The organism is Sodalis sp. RH20 (assembly GCF_047324205.1).
Lineage (GTDB): Bacteria > Pseudomonadota > Gammaproteobacteria > Enterobacterales > Enterobacteriaceae > Acerihabitans.
Window position 1 is genome coordinate 3,395,529 of sequence record NZ_CP178733.1, and the last position, 26,452, is coordinate 3,421,980.

The window sequence follows — 26,452 nt, forward strand, 5'->3', positions numbered from 1 at the left end:
GAAAATCGTTAATTACAGCGCTTTCATCGTACCTTTCGGCAGAACGGCGGCCACGAAATCACGTTTGATGACCACTTCGTTGGTATCGTTGAGCGCGATGGCGATATAGCCCGTGTCCGCGACTTTGGTCACGCGTCCGACCAGGCCGCCGGTGGTCAGCACTTCATCACCCTTGCCGATGGAATCCATCAGCTTTTTATGATCTTTGGCGCGTTTTTGCTGCGGACGCAGGATCATAAAATAGAAAATCAAACCAAACACCACCAGCATGATCACCAGAGAGTAAGGACTTCCCTGGGACGGGCCGGTGGCTGCGCCGGCGGCGTCAGAACTGAAAAAGCTCATTTAAATTCCCTCATTGTTATATAACTCAACGGCTAACGGCGGAACGGGTAACCCCCTCCGACCATAAAATTCTTCCACGAAACGCCCTAATTTACTCTCATCGATGGCCTGGCGTAAACCTGCCATCAGACGCTGATAATACCGCAGGTTGTGGATGGTGTTCAGACGGGCACCCAGTATTTCGTTGCAACGGTCGAGATGATGCAAGTACGCGCGGCTATAATTGCGACAGGTGTAGCAATCACAATGCTCATCCAGGACCGATGTATCGCTTTTATGGCTGGCGTTGCGGATCTTCACCACGCCGCCGGTGACGAATAAGTGGCCGTTGCGCGCGTTGCGGGTTGGCATGACGCAATCGAACATGTCGATACCGCGCCGCACCCCTTCCACCAGATCCTCCGGTTTGCCCACGCCCATCAGGTAACGCGGTTTATCCGCCGGGAGCTGCGGGCAGACGTGCTCCAGGATGCGATGCATGTCCGCTTTCGGCTCGCCCACAGCCAGGCCGCCCACAGCGTAACCATCAAAGCCTATCTCTACCAGTCTTTTTACCGATACATCTCGTAAATCTTCGTAAATACCGCCCTGGATTATGCCGAACAGCGCATTTTTGTTTTGCAGTTGATCAAAACGCTCGCGCGAGCGGGCCGCCCAGCGCAGCGACATTTCCATCGATTTTTTCGCGTAGTCGTGCTCGGCCGGGAAAGGCGTGCATTCATCGAAGATCATGACGATATCGGAGCCGAGATCGTATTGGATCTCCATCGATTTTTCCGGACTCAGGAAAATCGCGTCGCCGTTAATCGGATTGCGAAAATGCACGCCCTCTTCGGTGATCTTGCGGATATCCCCCAGGCTGAAGACCTGGAAGCCGCCGGAATCGGTTAGGATCGGGCCGTGCCACTGCATAAAATCATGCAGGTCGCCGTGCAGTTTCATAATTTCCTGCCCCGGCCGCAGCCAGAGATGAAAGGTATTGCCCAGCAGGATCTGCGCGCCGGTTTCGGCCACTTCCTCAGGCGTCATGCCTTTTACCGTGCCGTAGGTGCCCACGGGCATGAACGCCGGGGTTTCCACCGTGCCGCGCTCGAATGTCAGGCGCCCGCGGCGCGCCAGGCCGTCAGTGTTGATTAATTGATACTTCACTCGTCCTCCGGCACCGGATAAACAGTCCGATGCGGTCATTGCCGGCACCCTATTGTCCCGGCAAAAAAAAGCCCGGCGGATAGCCCCGCCCGGCCGGTTATGCTTCCCCGATGCTTTCCTGCGCCGCCCGGGGATTGGCGGTGATGAACATGGCGTCGCCATAGCTGAAGAAACGGTAGCGTTCGTTAACCGCCGCCTGGTAAGCCGCCATAGTATGCCGGTAACCGGCGAAAGCGGATACCAACATAATCAGGGTTGACTCAGGTAAATGAAAATTGGTTACCAGCACGTCGATAACGCGAAAGCGGTAACCGGGGTAAATAAAGATATCGGTGTCGCCGAAAAATGGCGCCAGGGGTCCATCGCCGGCGGCCCTGGCGGCGCTTTCCAGCGATCGCACCGAGGTGGTGCCCACCGCCACCACCCGGTTGCCGCGCGCTTTGCAGGCCAGTACCGCGTCCACCACCTGCTGCGGCACTTCGGCGTATTCAGTGTGCATGACGTGTTCTTCAAGCTGGGCGACGCGCACCGGCTGGAAGGTGCCGGCACCGATATGGAGCGTGACAAATGCCATTTCGACGCCTTTGCCGCGCAGCGCGTCCAGCAGGGGCGCATCGAAATGCAGGCCGGCGGTGGGCGCCGCCACCGCGCCGGGACGTGCGCTGTAGACCGTCTGGTACAGCTCGCGATCGGCGGCTTCGTCCGGGCGGTCGATGTAGGGCGGCAGGGGGATATGCCCGGCATCGTTCAACAGCGTCAAGACGTCCCGTTCTTCGTTGAAACGCAGCTCGAACAGGGTATCGTGGCGGGCCACCATGGTGGCGCTAATGCTCTCATCGTCGCCCAGCTGCAGCGCGCTTCCGGGCTTGGGCGCCTTGGAGGCGCGCACATGGGCCAGTACGCGGTGTTCGTCCAGCACCCGTTCCACCAGCACTTCGATCTTGCCGCCGCTGGCCTTGCGGCCGAACAGCCGCGCCGGAATCACCCGCGTATTGTTGAATACCAGCAAATCGCCGGGGCGCAGCTTATCCAGCAGATCGGTAAATACACCATGGCTTATCCCGCCCGTCGGTCCGTCGAGGGAGAGCAGGCGGCAGGCGCTGCGCTCCGGCTGGGGATAATGGGCAATCAGGTTTTCAGGAAGATCAAATGAGAAATCGGCCACTCGCATTTCGGTTCACTTTACGCAAAAAACAGGCGGCTTAGTCTAGGGCTATGCGGCGGCGCCTGCAAGAAATAAGCGGATGCCAACCTTTTTTAACCTATACTCATGGCATGAATTTTCTTGCCCATCTTCATCTCGCCTCCCTGGCGCAAAGCTCATTACTGGGCAACCTGATGGCGGACTTTGTCCGCGGCAATCCCGACGGCCAGTTTCCGGAGCCTGTGGCGGCTGGCATTCGTATGCATCGCAGGATTGATGTCATTACCGATAGCCATCCCGAAGTGAAGGCCGCCAAGGCATTGTTCAGCCCCGATTACCGGCGGGTGGCGCCGATTGCGCTGGATGTGGTGTGGGATCATTTCCTGGCGCGTCATTGGCGGCGGGTCGAGCCTGAAGTGTCGCTGCGGCGTTTCGTGCAGCGGGTTGAAGGCGAAATAAAGCCCGCCCTGCCGGGGACGCCGGAGTCCTTTCAAGCGCTGAATGACTATTTGTGGCGCGAGCGCTGGCTGGAGCGTTATGCCGAGCTGGGTTTTCTGGCGCCGGTCTTTAACGGTATGGCCAGCCGCCGCCCCAGGCTTGTGGCGCTAAGCGGCATCTTTCCGGAAATCGAACTGCATTACACGGCGCTGGAAGCCTGCTTCTGGCGTTTATATCCGGATTTAATGCAAATGGCGGGCCGGGGAGCCGGGAGTTTGTAAGTTTCGTTTGCGCTTCATCGTTAGCGATTTTGCCCTTTCACCGGAAGGGGTTATTTTGTATTATAAATGTTGAATTATAAGCGCTTCAATTGGTCAAAGCTATCTCACCGATTGGCGCCATGGCCTTTTACACCCGGGCGCGAGACCTTATACTGGCCCTCGTTTTGTTTCTTTTGTTAGCAACTCACTTAACCGCTTTTTACAGGAGTACTCATGGTACTGGTAACCCGTCAAGCCCCAGACTTTACCGCCGCAGCTGTATTGGGCAGCGGTGAAATCGTTGAAAATTTCAATCTGAAAAGCCATATCAAAGGCAAACCCGCCGTTATCTTCTTTTGGCCGATGGATTTTACGTTCGTGTGTCCGTCCGAGCTGATCGCTTTTGACAAGCGTTATGCTGAATTCCAGAAACGCGGCGTGGAAATCATCGGCGTGTCCTTTGACTCCGAGTTCGTTCATAACGCCTGGCGTAAAACCCCGGTGAACGAAGGCGGCATCGGCGAAGTGCAGTATCCGATGGTGGCCGACGTTAAGCATGAAATCATCCGGGCCTATGGTATCGAACATCCGGAAGCCGGCGTTGCGTTGCGCGGTTCGTTCCTGATCGATAAAGAGGGCGTGGTGCGTCATCAGGTGGTCAACGATTTGCCGCTTGGCCGTAACATTGATGAAATGATGCGTATGGTTGACGCGTTGCAGTTCCATGAGGAACATGGTGAAGTGTGCCCGGCCCAATGGGAAAAAGGCCAGGAAGGGATGGGCGCGTCACCGGAAGGCGTGGCGAAGTATCTGTCGGAAAATGCCAGCCGTTTGTAATAGTCTGTTGATTTTGCCCGCTTAAAGCGCGCGCGATAAATACCGTCGGATAACCGGCGGTTTTTTTATGCCTGAATACAATTGATGTATCGGCACGCTCTGCTTTGGGTTCGGTGTTGGCGGGCATACCGCGCCATGGGGCGCTCGGTCGGGCGGGAACACCACGCCCGATTCGACCCCATTGGCACGGTCTCCCTTAACACGTCTGCTTTGAGCGCGGTGTTGGCGGGCATACCGCGCCATGGGGCGCTCGGTCGGGCGGGAACACCACGCCCGATTCGACCCCATTGGCACGGTCTCCCTTGAACACGTCTGCGTTGAGCTCGGTGTTGGCGGGCATACCATGCCATGGGGTGCTCGGTCGGGCGGGAATACCACGCCCGATTCGACCCCATTGGCACGGTCTCCCTTAACACGTCTGCTTTGAGCGCGGTGTTGGCGGGCATACCGTGCCATGGGGCGCTCGGTCGGGCGGGAACACCACGCCCGATTCGACCCCATTGGCACGGTCTCCCTTGAACACGTCTGCGTTGAGCTCGGTGTTGGCGGGCATACCATGCCATGGGGCGCTCGGTCGGGCGGGAATACCACGCCCGATTCGACCCCATTGGCACGGTCTCCCTTGAACACGTCTGCGTTGAGCGCGGTGTTGGCGGGCATACCATGCCATGGGGCGCTCGGTCGGGCGGGAATACCACGCCCGATTCGACCCCATTGGCACGGTCTCCCTTAACACGTCTGCTTTGAGCGCGGTGTTGGCGGGCATACCGTGCCATGGGGCGCTCGGTCGGGCGGGAACACCACGCCCGATTCGACCCCATTGGCACGCTCTCCCTTGAACACGACTGCTTTAAGCTCGGTGTTGGCGGGCATACCGTGCCATGGGGCGCTCGGTCGGGCGGGAACACCACGCCCGATTCGACCCCATCGGCACGGTCTCCCTTGAACACGCCTGCTTTAAGCTCGGTGTTGGCGGGCATACCGTGCCATGGGGCGCTCGTTCGGGCGGGCATACCGTGCCATGGGGCGCTCGGTCGGGCGGGAAAACCACGCCCGATTCGACCCCATTGGCACAGTCTCCCTTGAACACGTCTGCTTTAAGCTCGGTGTGGGCGGGCATACCATGCCATGGGGCGCTCGGTCGGGCGGGAATACCACGCCCGATTCGACCCCATTGGCACGGTCTCCCTTAACACGTCTGCGTTGAGATCGGTGTGGGCGGGCCTAGCGGGCGGTTGCCAGGCGGCGGTTTTTATGGCGTTGCATCAGGGCGTAGCTGGCAAGAAGCAGCACAATCCAAATCCCGCCGACATATAACGAAATACGCGTCACCGGGAAATAGCCGATCAAGCCGATGATAAACAGCAGGAACAATACACCCGCCGCCGAGGTCAGCGCGCCGCCCGGCAGGGGGAATGCCAGCGCCTTGGCCTGCTGTGCGCCGAGTCTGCGCCGAAAGCCGATTTGCGAGCACAGGATCATGATCCACACCCAGACGGTGGCAAAGGTGGCCAGCGACGCGATCACCAGGAAAATATTTTCCGGCATGATGTAATTCAGGTAAACCGCCAGCAGCAGCGCGAACATCATCACCAGCACCGTGACCCAGGGGATGCCGTTACGCGATACGCGGGCGAACATCTTGGGCGCGTGTCCCTGGCCGGCCATGCCGTGCAGCATGCGCCCGACGCCGAATACGTCGCTGTTAATGGCCGACAGCGAGGCGGTCAGCACCACAAAATTCAGAATGCCGGCGGCGGTATGGATCCCCAGCTTCTGGAAAGTGAGCACAAAGGGGCTGCCTTCGGTGCCCACCTGATCCCAGGGATAGATGGACATGATGACGAACAGCGTGCCGACATAAAAGACCAGGATGCGCCAGGGCACGGAGTTGATTGCCTTCGGGATCGATTTTTCCGGTTCATTGGCTTCGCCCGCCGTGATGCCGATAATTTCAATGCCGCCATAAGCGAACATCACCATTTGCAGCGACAGGATCATGCCCATTATCCCATGGCTGAAAAAACCGCCGTTGGACCAGAGATTGTGGATACCGGTGGGCTGTCCGCCGTTGCCCAGCCCCCAGATAATGATGGCGAACCCGGCCACGATCATCAGGATGATGGTGGCCACCTTGAAGAACGAGAACCAGAATTCCATTTCGCCGAAGGCCTTGACATTGAGCAGGTTGATGGCGCCGATTATCAGTACCACGCTCAGCACCCAGACCCAGTGCGGCACCGACGGAAACCAGACGCCCATATAGATGCCGAAGGCGGTGACGTCGGCGATGGCGACGATGAGGATTTCAAAGCAGTAGGTCCAGCCGGTAATATAGCCGGCAAGCCCGCCAAGGTTATCCTGGGCGTAACGGGAGAAGGACCCGGCATGGGGACTGTGTACCGACATTTCGCCAAGTGCGCGCATGATGATATACGCCACCACGCCGCCAATCATATACGCCAGCAGCACGCTGGGGCCGGCCATTTTAATGGCGTCGGCGGAGCCGTAAAACAGCCCGGTGCCGATGGCGGAACCTAAGGCCATAAATCGGATATGGCGGGTGGTAAGACCCCGTTTTAATGCGGAGGGTTGTTGTTGCATGACCCATTTACCCTGTTTTTTCAGTCAAAAATAGCCGCGGGACGACCCGCGGTGAATAATGCGCGCAAAGGTTATAACCGGATGGTGGCCTTATGATGCGCGGCGTATTTATCATAGAACGCGACCAGGATACCGATGGTAAGCGTGGGCGGCAGCCAGGCCAGGCCTTGGGCCGACAGCGGCAGGTGCTGTATCCACGCGGGCAGCCAGACCTGGAATGACGAGAGCTTGACGGCATCGACGCAGCCGAAGACCAGGCTTATCAGCATCGCCGGCGCGATAATCCGGGTGCTGCTGCGCCACCAGCGCAGCGTGAAGCTGAGCAGGATAAGCACGATGCACGGCGGATAAATCGCGGTCAGCACCGGAATGGAGAATTGGATCAGATGGCTCAGCCCGAGGTTGGACACCAGCATGGAAAACAGACCGAGTATAAACACCAGCGTGCGGTAGGAGAGCGGCAGATGTTCGCTGAAAAACTCGGCGCAGGCGCAGGTCAGCCCCACCGCCGTCACCATGCAGGCGACGAAAATCAGGATGGCGAGAAAGCCGCTGCCCGCATTGCCAAAGGTATACTGGACGTAGGCGTGCAGGATTTCGGCGCCGTTTTGCGCCGACGGCAGCAGCACGCTGCTGCCCGAACCCAGTTTAAACAGCGTGATATAGACCGCCGTCAGCCCGACGCCGGCTATCAGCCCGGCCAGTATGGTGTAGCGGGTCAGCAGCGCGGCGTCGTTCACGCCGCGCGAGCGGGCCGCATTGACAATCACGATGCCGAATACCATGGCGCCCAGGGTATCCATGGTCAGGTAGCCGTTGACAAAACCGTTGGAGAACGGCATATGGGCATAAGCGTCGGTCGCCGGGATGGGATTGCCCGCCGGCCACAGCAGCGCGGCGATGCCCAGGACCGCCAGGGCAATCATTTTCAGCGGCGCCAGGATGTGCCCGACCGTATCCAATAAGCGGCCGGGATAGAGCGAGATGGCGATGACCAGCGCAAAATAGACCAGGCTGTAAAGAAACAGCGGCAGATCCCCCTGGCCGGTAAACGGCGCCAGCCCCACGGCGAAGGATACCGTCGCGGTGCGCGGCGTGGCGAACAGCGGCCCCACCGCCAGATAACATACCACGGCCAGCAGCAGTCCCGCTTTTCTGCCGATGGGGGAACTGAGGGCGTCAATGCCGCCCCCCACCCGGGCCAGGGCAATCACCGTCAGTACCGGCAGCCCAACCGCGCTAATCAGGAACCCCGCCGCCGCCCACCAGACATAAGGGCCTGACTGCAATCCCACCATCGGCGGAAAAATGATATTGCCCGCGCCGACAAACAAGGCGAAGGTCATAAAACCCAGGGCGAGGATATCTCTGATGCTTAAACGCTGGCTCATGGAATAATGTAATGCCTGTCTGGATGCGAAAAATAAGTAAAACCTATGACGACTCATGCCGGTTATGACATCACCAACAGCAACGGGATATCTCGCGGGCCATGGCGTAATGGCCTGTTTGCCGGGACCGGAGCGCTAAAAGGGTGCAAAACGGCGTGAAACATGCAATAACCGGCGCAATTTAAACGTTTAAAGCGCGGTAAGGCAATAGTTGAAGATAAAAGCAGAATGATAAGCCAAAAAAATACCCTAAAAGCAGTGAATACTTTCATAGCCTGGGTAATTTCTGCTACAAGATAGTTGAAGGGACGCGCTTTTAACTATAACAGAACGGCATGGATACCGGTGGCACCCCCGGGCCGCCCCTTAACCCGCGGCGACCATGCCCGCCCGCGGTATTTTGCCGCGGGCGGGATAGCCGGGCGCTGGCGTTACCAGGCGCGGCCCGCAACATCCAGCACTAGCCGCAGTTTGTCCCATTGCTGGGCTTCGGTCAGGCTATTGCCTTCTTCCGTCGAGGCGAAGCCGCACTGCGGGCTCAGGCACAGCTGGTCCAGGCTGATATAACGGGTGGCCTCGCGCAAGCGCGCCAGCACCGCCTCAGGATCTTCCAATTCACCGGTTTTGGAGGTGATAAGGCCCAGCACCGCCTGCTGGCGGCCGGGCTTGATAAACCGCAGCGGTTCAAAACCGCCGGCGCGCTCGGTGTCATATTCCAGGAAAAAGGCGTCGACCTTGACCTCGCCGAACAGGATAGGCGCCACCGGCTCATAACCGCCCTCGGAAATCCAGGTGGAGCGGAAATTGCCGCGGCAAACATGCAGGCTAACCACCAGATCGTCCGGTTTGCCCGCCAGCGCTTGATTGAGCACATCCGCATAGATGCGCGCCAATTGCCGCGGATCCTCGCCGCGCTCGCGGATCTGGCGCTGCTGGTCCGTCGAACACAGATAAGCCCACACGGTATCGTCAAGCTGCAGGTAACGGCAGCCGGCATCGTAAAAGGCGCGGATAGCGTCATGCCAGGCCTGGGCCAGATCGGCGAAATACGCCGCCAGATCAGGATAGACGCCGGCGTCGATGGCGCCGCGCCCGCCGCGAAAATGCATCACGCTCGGGCTGGGTATGGTCATTTTAGCCACCGCGTCTCCGGCCACGCTGCGCAGATAGCGGAAATCCGCCAGCATCGGATGCTGGCGGAACGCCACCTTGCCGGTGACCTTAATGCTGCGCGCCTTGGTCTGCACCCCGGAAAACTGGATACCCTGGTCGACATCGTAGCCTTCCACCCCGTCCAGCCCCTCAAAAAAATCGAAATGCCACCAGGCGCGGCGAAACTCGCCGTCGGTGACCACCTGCAGCCCCAGACCGCGCTGCAGTTCCACCACCCGGCGGATCTCGGTATCCTCGACGGCACGCAGCTGCGCGGGAGTAATGGCCCCTTGCTGCAACTGCCTGCGGGCCTGTTTAATCGCCTCGGGGCGTAATAAACTGCCCACCACATCAGCGCGAAAGGGAGGCGTATTTCTTTGCATGTTTGAGCTCCGGCGTTATTTTGCCGGCCTGGACAAGGCCCGCAAGATAATAAGATTTAATGAATAGTTCAGGATGTAAACTTTCCCGGTGGGCAATAGTTTCCGTCGGTGACATATAGACATCCGGACGTCTATAATGCCCGCATCCATACTAGCACGCGGCGGCGCATCGCCATGGCGAAGAAAATTCACCCGTGTTGAACATTATTCATGATCACCCGCGGGCGACGGCCCACCCTGCCGACACACCTCATTGCAGCCCGATATCCCGGCGCGCCTGTAGCCTTATGGGTTCAGGCAAGGGCTGGTAGCCGCCCTGGCGGGCGAGGTTTTGGCCCTGGGGCGACAAAATACGGTCCATAAAGGCGGCGGTGACCGGCGCCAATGGGGTATCAGGGGGCTTATTCAGATAAATATAGAGATAGCGCACCAGCGGATAGTCGCCGTTAAGCAAGGCCGACTCGTCCGGCGTCACCTGGCGGCCGGCCTCGTCGGTTAACGGCAGGATCCGCACGCCGGCGGTATGAAACCCCATGCCGGCGTAACCAATGGCGTTGCGCGACGCGCTTACCGCCTGCGCCACCGAAGCCGACCCGGGCAGTTCATTGACTGATGCCAGCAGGTCACCGCCGCACAGCACGCGCTGGCGGAAAAAACCATAGGTACCGGAGGCGGAATTGCGGCCATAGCGCAGCAGGGCCATATCGGCCCACCGCCCGGTTAGGCCGAGTTCCCCCCAGCGGGTGACGGCAGGGGCGTCGCCGCAGCTGCGGGTGATGGAAAAAATGGCGTCCAACTGGCGCAGGCGCAACCTGGGCAGGGGGTTATCCTGGTTGACTATAATCACCAGCGCATCCAAGGCCACCGGCACCGCCAGGGGCGGGTAGCCGTAATGGCGCTGGAACGCGGCGATTTCAGTCGCGTTCATCATGCGGCTCATCGGCCCGATTTGCGCCGTGCCCGCGGCCAGCGCCGTCGCCGCCGTCGCCGATCCGCCCGCCTGGATCTGCACGCCGACATCCGGATAGTCATGTCTGAAATCCGCCGCCCACAGGGCCATCATATTCGCCAGCGTATCGGAACCGCTGCTGGTGAGGCTACCCGACAGCACCGACAGCGGCCGCGCCGCCGCCGGCAGGGTCAACAGCAGGCAGAGCAGCCAGCCCAGGGTTTTTACAGCTTTTATCATCGGGATTTGACACGTGAAGGAGAAGTGGGGTTATTTTCGGCCAGGACGGGGAGGACAATCAACCGGTTGGGCAAGGTAAAAAAGAAGCGGGTACCCGCGCCCGGCTCGCTGATAACATCAAGATGGGCGTCATGATTGCCGAGCGCGTGCTTAACGATGGCAAGCCCAAGGCCGCTGCCGCCGGTCTGGCGCGAACGGGCTTTGTCAACCCGGTAAAAACGCTCGGTCAGGCGCGGTAAATGCTCCGGGGCGATGCCCGGCCCGTTATCGCTGACCTGAAACTGCGCGCCCTCAGCGGTACGCTGCCAGCACACCTCGATGCGGGTGCCCGGCGGCGTATGGATGACCGCATTGTATATCAGGTTCGACATCGCGCTGCGCAGCTGATCCTCATTGCCGCGCACCAGCAACTGTTCATTAACCCGGAACACGATCTCATGCCGTTCCTGGCTGAGCGCCCCGGCGCTTTGCTGCAGGCGCTTGAGAATGGCCGGAATATCGACGCGTTCATTGACCTCGCCCTGCGGCGCGGCCTCGATACGGGATAACACCAGCAACTGCTTGACCAGGCGCTCCATGCGCTGCGTCTGATCCTGCATGGTGTGGATGGCCTTGGCGCGCATGGCTTCATCCATATCCTGGTCGTTCATCATTTCCAGATATCCCTGCAACACCGTCAGCGGCGTACGCAGTTCATGGCTGGCATTGGCGAAAAAGTTGCGCCTGGCGCCTTCCAGCTGGCGCATCTGGGTCACGTCGCGGGCCACCATTAACAGCTGGTCGTCGGTATAGGGCATCACGCGGAATTCAACGTAACGTTGCTTATTGAGCAGCAGGGTCAAGGGGCGCTCGAACGACTGGCCCTGGATATAGCTGTTGAATTCAGGATAGCGCAGCAGGTTAAGGATATGCTGGCCGTTGTCTTCCGGCCAGCGAAACCCGAGCAGCTGCTGCGCCAGGCCGTTGCACCAGAAAATATGGCCGTCGTCGGTCAACATCACCAGCGCATCAGGCAAGGTTTCCGCGCCGCTGCGAAAGCGTTTGAACAATGTCGCCAGTTCACGCCGCCGCCGCCGGTGGCGCAACTGCATCTGATGCAGGCCATAGAACAGCGGTTCCCAGCTTCCCCGCCCTTCCGGCGGCGTATGCCGGAGATCGACCCATAACCAGCGGGACAGCCGCAGTTGGTAATAATAGTTGCGCACCAGCGCGGCCAGCAGCGCCGCCACCAACAGCCAGGCCAGGTGGCCGACAAAAAGCGACAACAGCAGGGCCGGCAGGCAAAACAGCCCCAGTTCCAGCAAAATCTTACGCCAGGATAAACGTTCCAGCACCGGCAGAGCTCCCCTTATACCGCGCTAATAGCGCGCGGAAAAACGATAGCCGGTGCCGCGGACCGTCTGCACCATCCGATCGTGACCGCCGGTTTCCAGCGCTTTGCGCAGGCGGCGAATATGCACATCAACCGTCCGGTCCTCAACATACACATTAGTGCCCCAGACATGATTTAACAACTGTTCCCGGCTATATACCCGCTCGGGATGGGTCATGAAAAAGTGCAGCAGTTTAAATTCGGTCGGTCCCATCTCCAGGGCCAGTTCGTTGGAGGTTACCCGGTGCGACGACGGATCCAGGCTTAAGCCCTGCAGCTCAATCTTATCTTCCACCGCCATCGGCGAAATACGGCGCATCACCGCCTTGATCCTGGCCAGCAGCTCCTTGGGCGAGAACGGTTTGGTGATATAATCATCGGCGCCCACTTCCAGCCCCCGCACCCGGTCTTCCTCCTCGCCGCGCGCGGTCAGCATCATGACCGGAATATCGCGGGTCAATACCTCGCGTTTCATATGTTTGATAAATTGAATTCCCGAACCGCCTGGCAACATCCAGTCGAGCAATACCAGATCCGGATAAGGCTCCGCCATACGGCTGACCGCCGTGCCGTAGTCTTCGGCTTCGATGGGCTGGAAGCCATTCTGTTCAAGTACGAAGCACACCATTTCACGAATCGGCGCTTCGTCTTCCACGACTAATATGCGTTTTGCCATTTTTTCCTGCCATTAATCTCTGCGGTTAACGTGCCCGGGCATTATGCGTCACTTTTATGACAGATTTATTAAAATCAGCCCATCGTGCCAGAAGCATAGCGGATGGCGGTTTTTTTTCGTCCCGGGTTGCCAAATTAACAGCTTTACGTCGGCATCGCCCGGGGTAAGGTTTATACTCTCGCCCTGACTTTTACACTCTGGCTGGAGCGTCATGCGGATCATTCACACTTCTGACTGGCATCTGGGTCAGTCGTTTTTCACCAAAAACCGCGCCCGGGAGCACCGCGCCTTCCTGCAATGGCTGGTGGCGCAGGTGGCAGAACGGGATATCGACGCGGTGATCGTGGCCGGCGATATCTTTGATACCGGCACCCCGCCCAGCTATGCCCGCGAACTGTTCAATCGTTTCGTGGTGGCGTTGCAGCCGACCGGTTGCCAGCTGATCATACTGGCGGGCAATCATGACGCGGTGGCGACACTGAACGAATCCCGGGCGCTGCTGGCCTGCATGCATACCCGGGTTATCGCCGGCGGCGGGTTCGGCGCCCGGGACGATGACGACAACGCCGACGGCGACCGCGAAGACAGCGGCGGGCAACCGGTTTTTGTACTGAACGATCGTAGTGGAAAGCCGGGGGCGATACTGTGCGCCATCCCCTTTTTACGCCCGCGGGATGTGCTGACCAGCCGCGCCGGAGAATCGGGGGATGATAAACAGCGGGCGCTGATGGACGCCATCGCCGCATATTACCAGGCGCTATATGACCGGGCGCTGGCCCTGCGCGCCAAGTTGCCCGGCCGGCTGCCGATTATCGCCACCGGACACCTGACCACGGTGGGCGCCGCCACCACCGATTCGGTACGCGATATTTATATCGGCAGCCTGGACGCGTTTCCCGCCCAGCTGTTTCCTCCGGCGGATTATATCGCCCTCGGCCATATCCACCGCCCGCAGTGCGTGGGCGGACAGCAGCATATCCGCTATTGCGGTTCGCCCATCGCCTTGAGTTTTGATGAGACCGGGCAGCCCAAGCAGATCAATATAGTCAGTTTCGACGCCGGGGGCGTGGCGGACATTTCCCCGGTTTTGATCCCGGAAACCCAGGCCCTGCGCCTGATAAAAGGCGACCTGGCGGACATCGAGGCGCAGTTGCGCTCGTTTAGCGATTACCCGGGGTCCACGCCCGTCTGGCTGGATATCGAGGTGGTGACAGACGCCTGGCTGAATGATATCCAGCAGCGTATCCAGCAGTTGGCGGCCGATTTGCCGGTGGAAATCGTGCTGTTGCGCCGTAACCGCGAGCAGCGGCTGTCGGCACTGGCGCGCCGGCAACGGGAAACGCTGGTCGAACTGAGCGCCGGGGACGTGTTTGAGCGGCGCCTGGCGCTGATCCCCTCCCCCGCGCCGGAGAACCTGGACGCCATACGCTTGCTCTATCGCCAGGTAACGGCGGACGTACAGCAAGGCGCCGCGGCGGAAAACCCGCTAGCGCCGGATGCCGCAACCAAAGGAGACGCCCGGTGAAAATCCTGACGCTGCGGCTGAAAAACATCAATGCGCTCAGGGGCGAGTGGAAAATTGATTTTACCGCCGACCCCTTCGACCGCGCCAGCCTGTTTGCCATTACCGGTCCCACCGGCGCCGGCAAGACCACTATTCTTGACGCCATCTGCCTGGCGCTGTATCACCGCACGCCCCGCCTGGACGCGTTGCCCGGCCAGGAATTGATGACCCGGCTGACCGCCGAATCGCTGGCGGAAGTCGAGTTTTCGGTCAAGGGCGTGGGCTATCGCGCCTTCTGGAGCCAGCGCCGGGCGAAAAACAGCCCGCAGGGCAAACTGCAAAACGCCAGGGTCGAACTGGCGCGTTTGGCCGACGGCGCCATCCTGGCGGATAAAATCAGCGATAAGCTGCGCCTGACCACCGAACTGACCGGCCTGGATTTCGCGCGTTTTACCAAATCGGTGCTGCTGGCGCAGGGGGATTTCGCCGCATTTTTAAACGCCGATGCGAAAAATCGCGCCGAACTGCTGGAGGAACTGACCGGCACCGATATCTACGGCCGCATTTCCGCTGAAATTTTCGAACGCCATAAAACGGTGCGCGGGGAACTGGAGGCACTGCGTACGCGCGCCGCCGCCATCGAACTATTGAGCGAACCCCAACTGCGGGAACTTGACGCCGAGCTGGATAGCCTGCGCCTGGAGCAGGCCCGGCTGAACGCCGAACAATCGCAGTCGCAACGGCATCACGCCTGGCTGGAGCGGCAGCGCCAGTTGACCGGCGCCCTGGCGCAGGCACAGGCCCAGCGCCAGGCCGCGCAGGCGGCGGCGCAGGAAGCACAGGCGCCGCTGGCGCGACTGGCGCGCGGCGAACCGGCGGAATCCCTGCGCCCCCTGCTCGACGATCGGCAACGCAGCGCCGTGGACCTGGAACGGGCTGAGCAGGAGCTCGCCCGCGCGTGCGCGCTGGAGCTGCAAAGTCAGCAGGCGCTACAACCGCTGCGGGAACAGGCGGATACCGCCCGGCGGCGCTGGGAGCAGCACGCCCGGCATCAGTTGGCGCAACAGCAGTTGATAAACGACCATCTCGTGCCGCTGGACCAGAAAATCGCCGGGCTGGAACAACAGGCCGCGCAACAGGAGGAACAGCGGTTAGCCCAAACGGAACAGCAGCGGAAACGACAGGCGCTGCAGGCGCTGAAACAACAACAACATCATGAGGCCGGGCAACAGGCGCAGCTTGTCGCCCGCTATCTGCTTGAGCATGCCGCCTGCCGGCAATGGGGCGGGCAGCTCCCCCTCTGGCGCGAGCTGTTTGCCCGCCGCCGGCGCGAACAGCGCGACATCGACGAACTGGCCCGGCAAGGCGCGCAAATCACGCAGGAACTTGAACAACTCGATATTGCGCGCCAGAAGGAACTCAGCGCGTCGCAGGCCTGCCGGCAACGGGTAATGACCTTCACGGCGCAGTTGGCGGAACGTCAGGGCCTGCACGATGAGCAGGAATCCCGGTTCCCGTTGGCCGCGCTGCGCGCCGACTGGCAGCACAGCCAGCAGCAGCGCGGCCGGCGCGCCCTGATGTCGTCCCTGCTGCCGCAAATGGAGCGTGTAAGCCGCGATCTGGCGGCCAACCGCACGCGGGAAGATCAACTGCGGCGCGACTGCGACGATATTACCGCCGCGCTGGCGGCGCTGCGGCGCGCCGAGGCGGATAAGTCCGCCCTGCTGGACGAAATGACCGCGCGCCATCGCCTGGAAATGCATATCGTCTCGCTCGGGGAACTGCGCGGAGCGTTGCGACCGGGGGATCCCTGCCCCCTATGCGGCGCCACCGAGCATCCCGGCATCGCCCTATACCAGGACCTGCAGCCGCAACACACCGATCGGCGGCGGCAGGAACTGCTGCCGGAGGTGGAGCGGCTCAAGGCCGAAGTGGTGGCGGCGTTTACCCGTCTCGAGATGCTGCAGCAGGAGCAGCGCCAGGCGACGGCGCAACAGGTACGCCTGCAAGAGGAACTGGCGTTGCTGGACGACGCCTGGCGACAGGCCGCCGCCGGGCTGGATCTGGCGCCCGGCGAACACGCCGCCGCCTGGCTGGCTGAGCAGGACGCGCATGAGCAGGCATTGGCCCGGCAGTTGGAGGCGCGTGAACAGGACAACCAGGGGCTGCAGGCGGCCCGCGACGCCCTTGCCCAGGCCGACGGCGAATGGCAACGGCTCGACGCCCGTCTGGCGCTGAATGCCCAGCAGAAGGATGCGGTGACCCAACGTCTGCGGCAAACGCAGCAGCGCCGTCAGGAACAACAGCAACGGATGGACGAACTGGCGGCGCAAAGCAGCGAGGCTCTCGCCCAACTGGGACTGACCCTGCCGGCGGATTCCGCGGTTGACGCCTGGCTGGCCGAACGCCAGGAGGAGTGGCGGCAGTGGCAGTACCAGCAAGAGCGCGAACAGACGCTGAAAAACGACCTTATCGCGCTGGAAGGCGAACTGCGCGGCCACCGGGAAGCCCAGGCCGAACTGGCGCAACAGTTGGCCGACCTCGCGCAGCGGCAGCAGACAACCGGCAACGCGCTGCGCCTGGCGCGTGAAGAACGCCGCAAACTGGCCGGCGATGACAGCGTGGCGCAGCTCAACGCCCAACTGAGCACACGGGCCGGGGAAGTGGAGCGGGACCGGCGGCAGTCCGAACTCAGTGTACAGCAGGCGCAGGAAAAGCTGCATCTGCTGGCCGGTGAAATCCGCTCGCAGCGGCGGCGGCTTGAGGAACTGACTCAACAAGCGCAGCAGGCGGCGACGGCGCTGCGGCAGGCGCTGGCAAACAGCCCGTACGCCGGGCTGGCCGAGCTGCAGGCGGCCCTGTTGCCCGGGCAGGAGCGGGACCGGCTGCGTGAGCTGCGCGAGAAAATAAAGGAAGAGCGGCAGCGCGCGGAGGTGATGTGGCAGCAGGCGGAGCTGGCGCTGCGGCAACACCATGACGATCGTCCCGCCACCCTAGACGAGGCTGCCGACTCTGCCGCCGTGGAGCGAACGTTGGCCGATATTAAGGCATTATTATGGGAGCTGGCGCGGCGGCAAGGCCAGCTACAGCAGCAACTGGCAAGCCACCGCCAGCGCCAGCGCGATCAGCAGAGCCTGTTGGCGGAAATCAGCGCGGGCGAAGGCCGCTACGCCGACTGGAGCTATCTCAACGAGCTGATTGGCTCCAAAGAGGGCGACAAGTTCCGTAAGTTCGCCCAGGGTCTGACGCTTGAGCACCTGATTTATCTGGCGAACCAGCAGTTGTCCCGCCTGCACGGCCGCTATCAGCTGCAGCGCAAAACCGAGGCGGAGCTGGAGCTTGAAGTGGTGGATACCTGGCAGGCGGATGCCGTGCGCGACACCCGCACCCTTTCCGGGGGCGAAAGCTTTCTGGTGAGCCTGGCGCTGGCGCTGGCCCTGTCGGACCTGGTCAGCCACAAAACCCAGATTGATTCGCTGTTTCTCGACGAGGGCTTCGGCACGCTGGACGCCCAAACGCTGGATATTGCCCTGGATGCGCTCGATTCGCTTAACGCCACCGGCAAGATGATAGGCGTCATCAGCCATGTGGACGCCATGAAGGAACGCATCCCGGTGCAAATCAAAGTGAAAAAGATCAACGGCCTGGGCATCAGCAGGCTGGAGGCGCGTTATGCGGTGCGCCCGGAATAACGCGGCGCCGGCGGAATTCATCGAACAAGGCGTAGAACATCGCTTCGGTGTCGACAAAATCATGAAAACCGGAGCGGCGCGCCTTACTGCCGTCGGCAAACATATCGTAATCCCAGGAGAACACGAAATCGGCGAACGGCCAGCCCGACACCGCCTGATAATCCGGTGCGGATAAACGGTGCCGGCGGGTTAATTCCCGCCAGAGTTCCGTTTTATCCGCCATGACTTCCTTTAGCGGCATGGGCAATGGCGGCGCCAGATCCAATTCAAAATAGCCGGCAATTTTCGGCCACAGCTCACTCCAGCGGAACAGATCGCCGTTATTGATGTTAAACGCCTGGTTGCCCGCCCGGGGCTCGGTGGCGGCCCAGAGCGTGGCCCTCGCCAGCAGCCCCGCATCGGTCATTTCCATCAGCGCGTGGTAAGCGCCCGGTTTGCCGGGAAAACGCAGCGGCAACCCCAGCGCCTTGCAGATGGAGGCATAGACGGCAATGCTCATGGCCAGGTTCATCGGATTGCCCAGGGAAAAACCGCCCACCACCCCCGGCCGGATGGCGGACCAGGTCCAGCGTTTATTGCGCTGGCGTTGCTCCAGCCAGGTTTGTTGCGCCACGTTGAATTCCGGCGGCATATGTCCCGCATCGGTTTCCCGCGCCGGTGTCTTAAACGGCCCCAGGTGCGCGCCATAGACTTTATAGCCCTGCATCAGGCTGACATGCTCCAGTTTCCCGGCAACCGGCTCGATTGCCTCAACGACGTTTTTCAGCATCATCATATTGGGAACAACCAGTCCCGCCCAGTCGGACGCATCCTGGTAGGCGGCGTAGAAAATATGGGTAATGCCGGTCAGCGGGCGCAGCGCCCGGCCTGTCGCCTGCGCGTCCAGCAAATCCACCGCCAGGTAGCTGACGCCGGGCCGGTCGCGGCCGCCGCGGCGCGACAGGCCGATAACCTGCCACCGCCGGGATTCCAGTTCCGCGACGAGCCGGCCGCCGATAACGCCGTTGGCGCCCACCACCAGGGCAATCCGATTATTTTGCATGTGTTTTCTCCGCTGAAAAAAGACGATGCGTCACTATAATTGATAAGCAAAAAAGTGATAATAGGACCATAACCACTATCAGTTATAAGTAAAACTAATAAACGGAACACCATGGATAAACTCACCGCGATGCATACCTTCGCGCGCGTGGCCGAGCTGGGCAGCCTGTCCGCGGCAGCGCGCGATCTGGGCCTCACGCAGCCCGCCGTAAGCCAGCAGGTGGCCGCCCTGGAAAAACTGCTGGGCACATTATTGCTCTATCGCACTACCCGCTCCGTCACCCTGACGGAAAGCGGCAGCCGTTATTATCTGCAGGCCAGGCAGATCCTGGCGGCGGTAAATGAAACGGAAGAGACGCTGCGGGGGCTGAACCAGAGGCTGGAGGGTCATTTGCGCATCCATGCGCCGACGGGCCTCGGCCAGCAGTATATCGCCCGGCTGGCGCTTGATTTTCAGCAGCGCCATCCGGATATCGTTATCGAACTGCTGCTGGACGATCGGGTGGCGGATGTGATCAGCGAGGGAATTGATGTCGCGCTACGTCTCGGGGAACTGCGCACCGCCGGCACGGTGGCGCGCAGGCTCGGCACCCTGCAGCGTGTCCTGGCCGCGGCGCCCGGCTATCTTGCCAGGCAGGGCGCGCCGCAAACCCTGGCGGAATTAGCCGATCGTCCTTACATTCGCTACAGCGGCCGTGGCGACGGCGCCGGACTCACCCTGCTGGGCCCCAGGGGCGCGGAGATGTTGACCGTCCGGCCGGTGTTCCTGGCCAATAATACCTTTACGCTTATCCAGGCCATAGAAGCGGGACTCGGGATAGGCGGCGTCCAGTTACCGCTGATCCGCCGGCAGTTAACCGCCAAAACCCTCGTACGCGTATTGCCCGACTATTATTTTCCGCCGATGGCGGTACATGCGGTGTATCCCGCCGCGCGCTTTATTCCCGGCAAGGTACGGGCCTGGGTGGAGTATCTTGCCGCCGCCCTGGCGGACATTCTGTAGACGCCGCGGCCAGGTTGATTTTTGCCGATTTTAGCGCCGGGATGCGCTATCATGCGCGCTGCGTTTGATTAACCCGCACGCTTACCGACGTGCCGGATCAGGGATCTCACTTTATGTTTTGGTTTAAAAATATCATGATTTACCGCCTGAACCGCGATATTACGCTGTCGGCGCAAGAGATGGAAAAACAGTTGGCGGCCTCATCATTTACCCCCTGCGGCAGCCAGGATATGGCCAAGTCGGGTTGGGTATCTCCGCTGGGCGACAAAAGCGACGCGTTAACCCATGCCGTTAATGACCAGATATTGATTTGCGTGCGCAAAGAAGAAAAAATCCTGCCGTCTTCCGTGGTCAAGCAAGAGCTGAACGGCAAGATCGATAAGCTGGAAACCGAGCAAAGCCGTAAGCTGCGCAAAACGGAAAAAGACGCGCTGAAGGATGAGGTGTTATTCAGCCTGATGCCGCGCGCGTTCAGCCGCTTCAGCCAGACGTTCATCTGGCTGGACACCGTCAAAGGCCTGGTGATTGTCGACGCCGCCAGCGCCAAGAAAGCCGAGGATGCCCTGGCGCTGTTGCGTAAATCCCTCGGCTCGCTGCCGGTGGTGCCCCTGACACTGGAAAACCCCATTGAGCTGACCCTGACGCAGTGGGTGCGCGGCGGTGAACCGCCGGCCGGATTCCTGGTGCAGGACGAGGCCGAACTCAAGGCGCTGCTGGAGGACGGTGGCATCATTCGCTGTAAAAAGCAGGATTTGGCCAGCGACGAAATTGCCGCCCATATCGAGGCCGGCAAGGTGGTGACCAAACTGGCGCTGGACTGGCGGGAACGGGTGCAGTTTATCCTGGCCGACGACGCCACAATCAAGCGCCTTAAGTTTTCCGATACCTTACGCGAACAGAACGACGATATCGATCGCGAGGATTTTGCCCAGCGTTTTGACGCGGATTTTATCCTGATGACCGGCGAACTGGCGACGCTTATTGAAGAATTGACCGTTGCCCTGGGCGGCGAAGCCCAGCGCTGAAAAAGGTTGCTGGCGGGAGTGACGAGGCCAGGATCAGACGGGTAACAACACCGTGAAGCCGTGCCGTTTTTAGCGGGGCCGCGCCCGGACGCGCAGCGATGGCGCCCATCCGTGCGCGCCATTGTGCGGTCCAACACCTGTGGCCTTGGACCAGGACCACTACGCTACCGGCGGATGAGTCCATGACGCGTTATGCTTTCCGTTCTCCCTGCCCGGCGACTTATGCGCCGGTTTGCCGGCATTGCGGGGCAAACCATAGCCTGCCCGCGGTTTTGCCCCATTATTTGCTCATATATTTACATAAATACGCGCTGGCTTCCGCCACCTGGACAATAAATTCACTTTGCGCCGGAACAAAGAATTTTTCGCCGGGCATAAAGACCTGCCAATCGTGGGAGCCCGGTAACAATGCCCGCAACGCGCCGTTAATGACGGTCATTTCCTCGGGCTGTGCCGTGGTGAATGTGTATTCGCCGGTTTCCATCACCCCCACGCTGGCGCGGCCGATGCTGGCGGAATCAAAACCAATGGACTTTACCTTCCCGGCAAAATACTCATTTACATTCAGCATAGATCCATTCCTTTCGATAATATTTTCAGTACTTCATAGTAAAAGCACGATCGTTGATTTGTCACGCCTTATTACCGGGAAATGCCGGCCGGCGTGCAAAAAAATACCCGCGGATGAGCGCGGCGGATTCACCGGCGAGAAAAAAGAAAATAACCGTCTTAGGGGAAGATAATTAGCCGGACCGGGAAGCAGTGTTCCGATCCGGCTGGCAGGGAATTCAGGTCTTGTCTTCGCCCTGGTAGCGCTCTTTCGCGTCCAGCGCCTCGTGTTCGGAATCATGCTCGCTGATAAGCGTGTCGGGCTTGGGATGATCGGCCCGCAGCTCAAACACCGTCTTGGTTTTACCCGGCGGCCCCTTCTCTTTTTTAACGATATGGGCTTCGCGGGGATAAGGGGGTTTACTCGCCATAATCACTTCCTTATTTTATGATTTGGTCGGGTAAGTATAGGTCAATCCCCGGGGTTGCGCATGGCGCCGCGTTATCCGGCGGCGCAGGGGTGGAGCTGCTGCAATATCGCCGACACCACGGCTTCCGGGGAAGAGGACGCATCCAGCACATGGTGGGCCGCATCCTGGTATAACGCTTCCCGGGCCAGCAGGATTTCAGCGATCTCCTCGGCAATCGGCCGCCCGGTCAGGCTTGGCCGCTGGTCTTCCTCGGGAAACGCCTCCAGGCGCCGCGCCAGGACCTCAGGCCGGGCATGGAGGTAAATGACCGTGCCGTTCGCCCGCATAAACCGGCGATTGGCCTCCGCCAGCACAATGCCGCCGCCGGTGGCGATCACTTTGCGCCCGCCGGCAATCGCGCGCAGGATAGCGCTTTCCCTTGCCCTGAATCCCGCCCAGCCCTCGCTTTTGACGATCTGCGCCACGCTGCGGCCGGTGGTGCTCAGCAACAGCTGGTCGGTATCCATAAACTCAAATCCCAACACCCCGGCCAGCGCGAGGCCAACCGTGGTTTTACCGCATCCCCTAGCGCCAACCAAATAAATGGGCTGTGTCATTAACCGCATATCCTTTTATCCAACGACTTTTTCAGTCCAGCTGCGCATCATAGCATTGACTTCGCACGCGCACTAACCGGCGAACGGCCTTTGGGCGAAAAGTCGCGGGCCGGGCATGCGACGCCCCACGGCCGCCGCATGCCAGCTTATTACATACCATATTAATTACAGGATTGTCCCTTACGTCGGCCGGAACCGGCAAAAAAAGACCGGCGATCGCGCCCGCGCAACGGACAGTTTTTCAGGAAGGCCCTCCCAGACGGGCACGCCCGGGCCGGCGGCCTCGGTTAGCTTTCCGGCTCCACCACTTCCGCCACGATGCGTTTCGCCTGCTGCAGCGTCAGTTTCTCCCTCATTTTGATAAGCAAGGTACCCGTGGTGCGCATACGACCGGTGCCGACCACCGCCACCAGTTCATCGTGGAGGGCATACAGCGCCACAAAATCATCGTTATCGGGCGAGCCGGTCATATCGATGGTATCCCATTTCCCGGCATGGCCAAGATACTCATAGCGCACGCCATAATGCTGGGTCCAGAAAAACGGTACGGAATCATAGATCTCATCCTGACCCGCCATCACGCTTGCGGCCACGCGGCCATGCTGCTGGGCCACACGCCAATGTTCAATGCGCGTGGGTTTGCCGTTAAGCGGAAACGTGGCGATATCGCCGATGGCAAAAATATCCTGGCCCGCCGACATGGAGGCGTCCACATTAAGGCTACCGTCTTTATTCAGTGGCAGATCGTCAATAAACCCGGTCGCCGGCGCCACACCGGTGGCCAGTAGCACCAAATCGGCCTCGATGCGCGTACCGTCTTTCAACACTACCGCCTCCACCTGACGCTCGCCGGTAAACTCCGCGGGCAGGCCTTCGACAAATTTCACGCCTTTCTGCTCGTGACGCCGCCGGAAGAAACTCGCCAGCTCTTTGCCGAACTGTTTCTCGAACGGCAGCGGATGCTCGGCTATCACCGTCACATCCACATCCTGCTTACGGAACGCCGCGGCGACTTCCATGCCGATAAAGCTGTTGCCGATAATCACCAGGCGTTTTTCCTTCTCGACGGTGTCTACCAGCACGGCGGCCTGCTCCCAGCTTCGCAGGACCTGGATGCCGAACAGCGCCTTGCCGGGCAAATCGGGGCGCTGCGGGATGCCGCCGGTGGCCAGCAACAGCTGGCGATAAGGAATCATCGTGCCGTCTTCCAGCCGCAGCTGATGCTTGGCGGCGCTCAGTTTTTCGACGTTGCCGTTAATACGCTCGATTTTTTGCTGTTGATAAAAATCATCGTCCAGGAGCGACGGCACCTCGTCGATATCCATATCTCCCTGCGGAACAAATTTGGACAAGGTGGTGCGATCGTAAGGCGCTTGTTTTTCACGTTCGATAACCACCAGGCGACCGTGATAACCCTTTTCGCGCAGCGCCTTAATGGCGGCGCTACCGCCGGCGCCGACGCCCAGGACCACCAGCGCATCCTGGGTCGTCACCTTATCCAGCGGCCCCGCGCCCGGTTCCGCCTGCGGGTCGACCCAGAGCTTGCCCTGTTCAATCTTGACCGGATAACGCTTTAAATCGCGCAGGGAGGGAGGTTCGCACAGCGCGCCTTCCTCAATGGTGAATACCGACTTATGCCAGGGGCATATAATCTTGCCTTCGCAAAGCGCGCCTTTTTCCAGCGGAGCGCCGGAATGGGGACAGGTGGCTTCGAGGGCGAAAACCCGATCTCCTTTTTTTATCAACAGAATATCGGTATCGCCCAGGCTGATTTTTTTGGGTGCCAATTCCGGCAATGCGGTTAACGACATCACTTCTTGATAGGCCACGATAGGCTCCTTCTTGTTAAAGACCATACAGTCTGGAGTGCTATGATTAAGCCTAGCAGCTAAACGCCGGCTGTGAAGTCCGGCGAAGGGAGATGATGAAGCGGGTAAGCGCAGCGCCGCCGGCTAGTCGCTATTGAAGAGATCGCGCAGCCAGGCAATGATTTTTTTCAGCGCCCGGCCCAGGGCGCCGATATCACCGCCACCGTTTTGCCGCGCCATGCCGCCCAAGATGCCTCCACCGGCGGCGGGTTCTTTCATCATGGTTAATCCTTCCTTTGCCTATAAAGGGAATGGGAATTATCCTGTAACCTTTATTTCCAGCAAGGCGGTTGAGGATAATCATTCTTATTATTTGTTCACGCGCCGGTAATAATGAAAAAGGATTAAAACGTAATTTGATTTAGAATACTTTCAAAAAAAGCCGACAGACCGTGCCAGGCGGACTGTCGGCTTACAGATAATAGATAATTATTCCGGATATAGTTATTTACCCGTTACTTCATTCAGCCGTAAGCGTATTTTTTCACCGGGCTGATGCAAGGTTAAGGAGATGATAAGCGAAATAACCAGCAGCACCAGGATCAGTTGGAAGGTGACGATAAATCCCCCGAACAGCGAGGCCACGATTGAGCCGATAATACTGCCGATGCCGAAGCCCAGGTAAATCAAGCCATAGTTTTTGGTCAGATTGTTCAGGCCGAAGAAATCACTGACCAGCGACGGGTATACCGTAATGGTGCCGCCGAAGCTGAAGGCCACGCAGGCAATCGCCATAAAAAACAAGACCGGGCTGAGATGCACAAACAATAACAGCGCCATGCCGAGCAGTGAAATTCCCTGCGCCAGCGAGACGACCCGCATACGCGACATCCGGTCCGACAGCACGCCGAGCACCAGGCGTCCGCCCAGGTTGGCCGCTGCGATAATCGTCACGGCATTGGCCGCAACCGCCGGGGTTAAATGCACCAGATTCTCGCCAATATCTTTCGCCACGCCGATCACATACAGCCCGCTCATGCAGGCGGTTAAAAACATCAGGGCCAATAACCAGTATTGCGGGATGCGTACGCACTGCGCCAGGGAAAAATCGCGTGTTGCCCGGGTCTTGTTCACGCTTTGTTGCGGCGCATCCTTCATTAATAAGGCACCGGCGATGACCAGCAACATGGCAATCAGTCCCCAAAGCATAAAGGTGGTTTCCAGGCTGTATTGGGCCAGCAGGCGGCTGTTGATATATTTAAAGCCCAGGCTGCCCAAACCATAAGCGCCGATGGCGCAGGCGGAAATCACCCCTTTGCGCTCCGGAAACCATTTTACGCAATTGGACAACGTCATCAGATAACCGATGCCGTCGGCAAACCCCACCAGCAGACCGGCGGAAAGCCACAACATCGTCAGGTTGCCGGCATACGCGGTCAGGCAAAACCCCGCGCCCAGCAAAACACCAGCGCCCAGCGTAACGTTACGCACGCCAAAGCGGTCCTGAAACCTGCCGGCCACCGACGACGCCAGCGCCAGCGCCAGGCTGAGCAGTCCGAAAGCAAACGCCACCTGGCTGACAGGCTGATGCAGCTTATCGGCCAACGGACCGTTGAACAGGCTCCAGGTATAAACCGACCCCAGGGCGAACTGGGTCATAATGGTCCCGAACAATGTAAGCCACCGCAGGTGGGTCGCATATTGCGTATTCATATTCTGCCTCGCATTAACAATTCTTTTAGAATCGATGCCCGTAAAACGGGTTAACTGGCTTTACTATAAAGGCGCGGTTAACGAGACGGTCTAAATGCAGCATGAGATACCGTTAATAAGGAATGAAATGCACGCCTTGGGGTATGAACG

General features: G+C 59.8%; 22 protein-coding genes. 6 read left to right on the forward strand and 16 right to left on the reverse strand.

Features of this window, described 5'->3' with window-relative positions:
• Window positions 1-12 precede the first annotated feature (12 nt).
• The 3 genes from yajC to queA form a co-directional block, all read right to left on the reverse strand.
• Window positions 13-345: a preprotein translocase subunit YajC gene (gene yajC, locus ACL2XM_RS15695; protein WP_162367683.1), complete on the reverse strand. Its 333-nt coding sequence runs from the start codon at window positions 343-345 to the stop codon at window positions 13-15.
• Window positions 346-1,494, reverse strand: coding sequence for a tRNA guanosine(34) transglycosylase Tgt (gene tgt, locus ACL2XM_RS15700; protein ID WP_410016215.1), 1,149 nt, complete (start codon window positions 1,492-1,494; stop codon window positions 346-348).
• 97 nt (window positions 1,495-1,591) lie between these two features.
• Window positions 1,592-2,665, reverse strand: a complete 1,074-nt coding sequence (gene queA / locus ACL2XM_RS15705) for a tRNA preQ1(34) S-adenosylmethionine ribosyltransferase-isomerase QueA (RefSeq protein WP_413731199.1) — start codon at window positions 2,663-2,665, stop codon at window positions 1,592-1,594.
• Window positions 2,666-2,769: 104 nt separating this feature from the next.
• Here queA and ACL2XM_RS15710 point away from each other — a divergent pair, with 104 nt between their 5' ends.
• A complete protein-coding gene (locus ACL2XM_RS15710; RefSeq protein ID WP_410016217.1) occupies window positions 2,770-3,357 on the forward strand; it encodes an ACP phosphodiesterase in 588 nt (195 codons plus the stop codon).
• A 213-nt stretch (window positions 3,358-3,570) separates the two neighbouring features.
• Window positions 3,571-4,173, forward strand: coding sequence for a peroxiredoxin C (locus tag ACL2XM_RS15715; RefSeq protein ID WP_331122721.1), 603 nt, complete (start codon window positions 3,571-3,573; stop codon window positions 4,171-4,173).
• A 1,224-nt stretch (window positions 4,174-5,397) separates the two neighbouring features.
• On the opposite strand, the gene proY is transcribed toward ACL2XM_RS15715, so the two are convergent.
• The 6 genes from proY to phoB all read right to left on the reverse strand — a co-directional run bounded on the left by proY (window position 5,398) and on the right by phoB (window position 12,940).
• Window positions 5,398-6,777 (reverse strand): proline-specific permease ProY, encoded by a 1,380-nt coding sequence (proY, locus tag ACL2XM_RS15720; protein WP_410016218.1) that lies wholly within the window; start codon window positions 6,775-6,777, stop codon window positions 5,398-5,400.
• Between the two features lie 71 nt (window positions 6,778-6,848).
• A complete protein-coding gene (gene brnQ / locus ACL2XM_RS15725; RefSeq protein ID WP_410016219.1) occupies window positions 6,849-8,168 on the reverse strand; it encodes a branched-chain amino acid transport system II carrier protein in 1,320 nt (439 codons plus the stop codon).
• A gap of 431 nt (window positions 8,169-8,599) precedes the next feature.
• Window positions 8,600-9,703 carry a cobalamin-independent methionine synthase II family protein gene (locus ACL2XM_RS15730; protein ID WP_410016220.1) on the reverse strand — a complete coding sequence of 368 codons (1,104 nt, stop codon included), beginning with the start codon at window positions 9,701-9,703 and terminating at the stop codon, window positions 8,600-8,602.
• Between the two features lie 250 nt (window positions 9,704-9,953).
• Window positions 9,954-10,892, reverse strand: a complete 939-nt coding sequence (locus tag ACL2XM_RS15735; RefSeq protein WP_413730867.1) for a PstS family phosphate ABC transporter substrate-binding protein — start codon at window positions 10,890-10,892, stop codon at window positions 9,954-9,956.
• On the reverse strand, window positions 10,889-12,226 hold the full coding sequence (phoR, locus tag ACL2XM_RS15740; RefSeq protein WP_410016222.1) for a phosphate regulon sensor histidine kinase PhoR: 1,338 nt from the start codon (window positions 12,224-12,226) through the stop codon (window positions 10,889-10,891). Before phoR ends, ACL2XM_RS15735 begins: the two co-directional genes overlap by 4 nt.
• Before the next feature lie 24 nt (window positions 12,227-12,250).
• Window positions 12,251-12,940: a phosphate response regulator transcription factor PhoB gene (gene phoB, locus ACL2XM_RS15745; RefSeq protein ID WP_162367673.1), complete on the reverse strand. Its 690-nt coding sequence runs from the start codon at window positions 12,938-12,940 to the stop codon at window positions 12,251-12,253.
• A gap of 211 nt (window positions 12,941-13,151) precedes the next feature.
• Between phoB and sbcD the strand changes: the two genes are divergently transcribed.
• Window positions 13,152-14,465, forward strand: coding sequence for an exonuclease subunit SbcD (sbcD, locus tag ACL2XM_RS15750; RefSeq protein WP_413731201.1), 1,314 nt, complete (start codon window positions 13,152-13,154; stop codon window positions 14,463-14,465).
• Window positions 14,462-18,136, forward strand: coding sequence for an AAA family ATPase (locus ACL2XM_RS15755; protein ID WP_413731202.1), 3,675 nt, complete (start codon window positions 14,462-14,464; stop codon window positions 18,134-18,136). Before sbcD ends, ACL2XM_RS15755 begins: the two co-directional genes overlap by 4 nt.
• On the opposite strand, the gene ACL2XM_RS15760 is transcribed toward ACL2XM_RS15755, so the two are convergent.
• Window positions 18,096-19,178 carry an SDR family oxidoreductase gene (locus ACL2XM_RS15760; protein WP_413731203.1) on the reverse strand — a complete coding sequence of 361 codons (1,083 nt, stop codon included), beginning with the start codon at window positions 19,176-19,178 and terminating at the stop codon, window positions 18,096-18,098. The genes ACL2XM_RS15755 and ACL2XM_RS15760 overlap by 41 nt on opposite strands.
• Window positions 19,179-19,289: 111 nt before the next feature.
• Between ACL2XM_RS15760 and ACL2XM_RS15765 the strand changes: the two genes are divergently transcribed.
• Both ACL2XM_RS15765 and rdgC read left to right on the forward strand, forming a co-directional pair.
• Window positions 19,290-20,180: a LysR substrate-binding domain-containing protein gene (locus tag ACL2XM_RS15765; RefSeq protein WP_413727077.1), complete on the forward strand. Its 891-nt coding sequence runs from the start codon at window positions 19,290-19,292 to the stop codon at window positions 20,178-20,180.
• Window positions 20,181-20,293: 113 nt separating this feature from the next.
• Window positions 20,294-21,205, forward strand: a complete 912-nt coding sequence (gene rdgC / locus ACL2XM_RS15770; protein WP_413722239.1) for a recombination-associated protein RdgC — start codon at window positions 20,294-20,296, stop codon at window positions 21,203-21,205.
• A 280-nt stretch (window positions 21,206-21,485) separates the two neighbouring features.
• Here the strand turns inward: rdgC and ppnP are convergent, their stop codons facing one another.
• The 6 genes from ppnP to ACL2XM_RS15800 form a co-directional block, all read right to left on the reverse strand.
• Window positions 21,486-21,776 carry a pyrimidine/purine nucleoside phosphorylase gene (gene ppnP / locus ACL2XM_RS15775; protein WP_410016228.1) on the reverse strand — a complete coding sequence of 97 codons (291 nt, stop codon included), beginning with the start codon at window positions 21,774-21,776 and terminating at the stop codon, window positions 21,486-21,488.
• A gap of 217 nt (window positions 21,777-21,993) precedes the next feature.
• On the reverse strand, window positions 21,994-22,185 hold the full coding sequence (locus ACL2XM_RS15780; RefSeq protein WP_413722238.1) for a hypothetical protein: 192 nt from the start codon (window positions 22,183-22,185) through the stop codon (window positions 21,994-21,996).
• Between the two features lie 71 nt (window positions 22,186-22,256).
• Window positions 22,257-22,781 carry a shikimate kinase AroL gene (aroL, locus tag ACL2XM_RS15785; protein ID WP_410016230.1) on the reverse strand — a complete coding sequence of 175 codons (525 nt, stop codon included), beginning with the start codon at window positions 22,779-22,781 and terminating at the stop codon, window positions 22,257-22,259.
• A 287-nt stretch (window positions 22,782-23,068) separates the two neighbouring features.
• A complete protein-coding gene (locus ACL2XM_RS15790) occupies window positions 23,069-24,610 on the reverse strand; it encodes an FAD-dependent oxidoreductase (RefSeq protein ID WP_413731205.1) in 1,542 nt (513 codons plus the stop codon).
• 123 nt (window positions 24,611-24,733) lie between these two features.
• Window positions 24,734-24,871 carry a hypothetical protein gene (locus tag ACL2XM_RS15795; protein ID WP_410016232.1) on the reverse strand — a complete coding sequence of 46 codons (138 nt, stop codon included), beginning with the start codon at window positions 24,869-24,871 and terminating at the stop codon, window positions 24,734-24,736.
• A 222-nt stretch (window positions 24,872-25,093) separates the two neighbouring features.
• Window positions 25,094-26,302 carry an OFA family MFS transporter gene (locus ACL2XM_RS15800; RefSeq protein WP_413730872.1) on the reverse strand — a complete coding sequence of 403 codons (1,209 nt, stop codon included), beginning with the start codon at window positions 26,300-26,302 and terminating at the stop codon, window positions 25,094-25,096.
• Window positions 26,303-26,452 lie beyond the last annotated feature (150 nt).

Excerpts from the sequence above, each read along its gene's own strand:
- queA (WP_413731199.1), bottom strand. The coding sequence starts at position 2,665 with ATGCGAGTGGCCGATTTCTCATTTGATCTTCCTGAAAACCTGATTGCC.
- aroL (WP_410016230.1), bottom strand. The coding sequence starts at position 22,781 with ATGACACAGCCCATTTATTTGGTTGGCGCTAGGGGATGCGGTAAAACC.
- sbcD (WP_413731201.1), top strand. The coding sequence starts at position 13,152 with ATGCGGATCATTCACACTTCTGACTGGCATCTGGGTCAGTCGTTTTTC.
- ACL2XM_RS15710 (WP_410016217.1), top strand. The coding sequence starts at position 2,770 with ATGAATTTTCTTGCCCATCTTCATCTCGCCTCCCTGGCGCAAAGCTCA.
- ACL2XM_RS15715 (WP_331122721.1), top strand. The coding sequence starts at position 3,571 with ATGGTACTGGTAACCCGTCAAGCCCCAGACTTTACCGCCGCAGCTGTA.
- ACL2XM_RS15780 (WP_413722238.1), bottom strand. The coding sequence starts at position 22,185 with ATGGCGAGTAAACCCCCTTATCCCCGCGAAGCCCATATCGTTAAAAAA.
- ACL2XM_RS15735 (WP_413730867.1), bottom strand. The coding sequence starts at position 10,892 with ATGATAAAAGCTGTAAAAACCCTGGGCTGGCTGCTCTGCCTGCTGTTG.
- proY (WP_410016218.1), bottom strand. The coding sequence starts at position 6,777 with ATGCAACAACAACCCTCCGCATTAAAACGGGGTCTTACCACCCGCCAT.
- brnQ (WP_410016219.1), bottom strand. The coding sequence starts at position 8,168 with ATGAGCCAGCGTTTAAGCATCAGAGATATCCTCGCCCTGGGTTTTATG.
- ACL2XM_RS15765 (WP_413727077.1), top strand. The coding sequence starts at position 19,290 with ATGGATAAACTCACCGCGATGCATACCTTCGCGCGCGTGGCCGAGCTG.
- ppnP (WP_410016228.1), bottom strand. The coding sequence starts at position 21,776 with ATGCTGAATGTAAATGAGTATTTTGCCGGGAAGGTAAAGTCCATTGGT.
- yajC (WP_162367683.1), bottom strand. The coding sequence starts at position 345 with ATGAGCTTTTTCAGTTCTGACGCCGCCGGCGCAGCCACCGGCCCGTCC.
- rdgC (WP_413722239.1), top strand. The coding sequence starts at position 20,294 with ATGTTTTGGTTTAAAAATATCATGATTTACCGCCTGAACCGCGATATT.
- ACL2XM_RS15730 (WP_410016220.1), bottom strand. The coding sequence starts at position 9,703 with ATGCAAAGAAATACGCCTCCCTTTCGCGCTGATGTGGTGGGCAGTTTA.
- ACL2XM_RS15760 (WP_413731203.1), bottom strand. The coding sequence starts at position 19,178 with ATGCAAAATAATCGGATTGCCCTGGTGGTGGGCGCCAACGGCGTTATC.
- phoB (WP_162367673.1), bottom strand. The coding sequence starts at position 12,940 with ATGGCAAAACGCATATTAGTCGTGGAAGACGAAGCGCCGATTCGTGAA.
- ACL2XM_RS15800 (WP_413730872.1), bottom strand. The coding sequence starts at position 26,302 with ATGAATACGCAATATGCGACCCACCTGCGGTGGCTTACATTGTTCGGG.
- ACL2XM_RS15795 (WP_410016232.1), bottom strand. The coding sequence starts at position 24,871 with ATGATGAAAGAACCCGCCGCCGGTGGAGGCATCTTGGGCGGCATGGCG.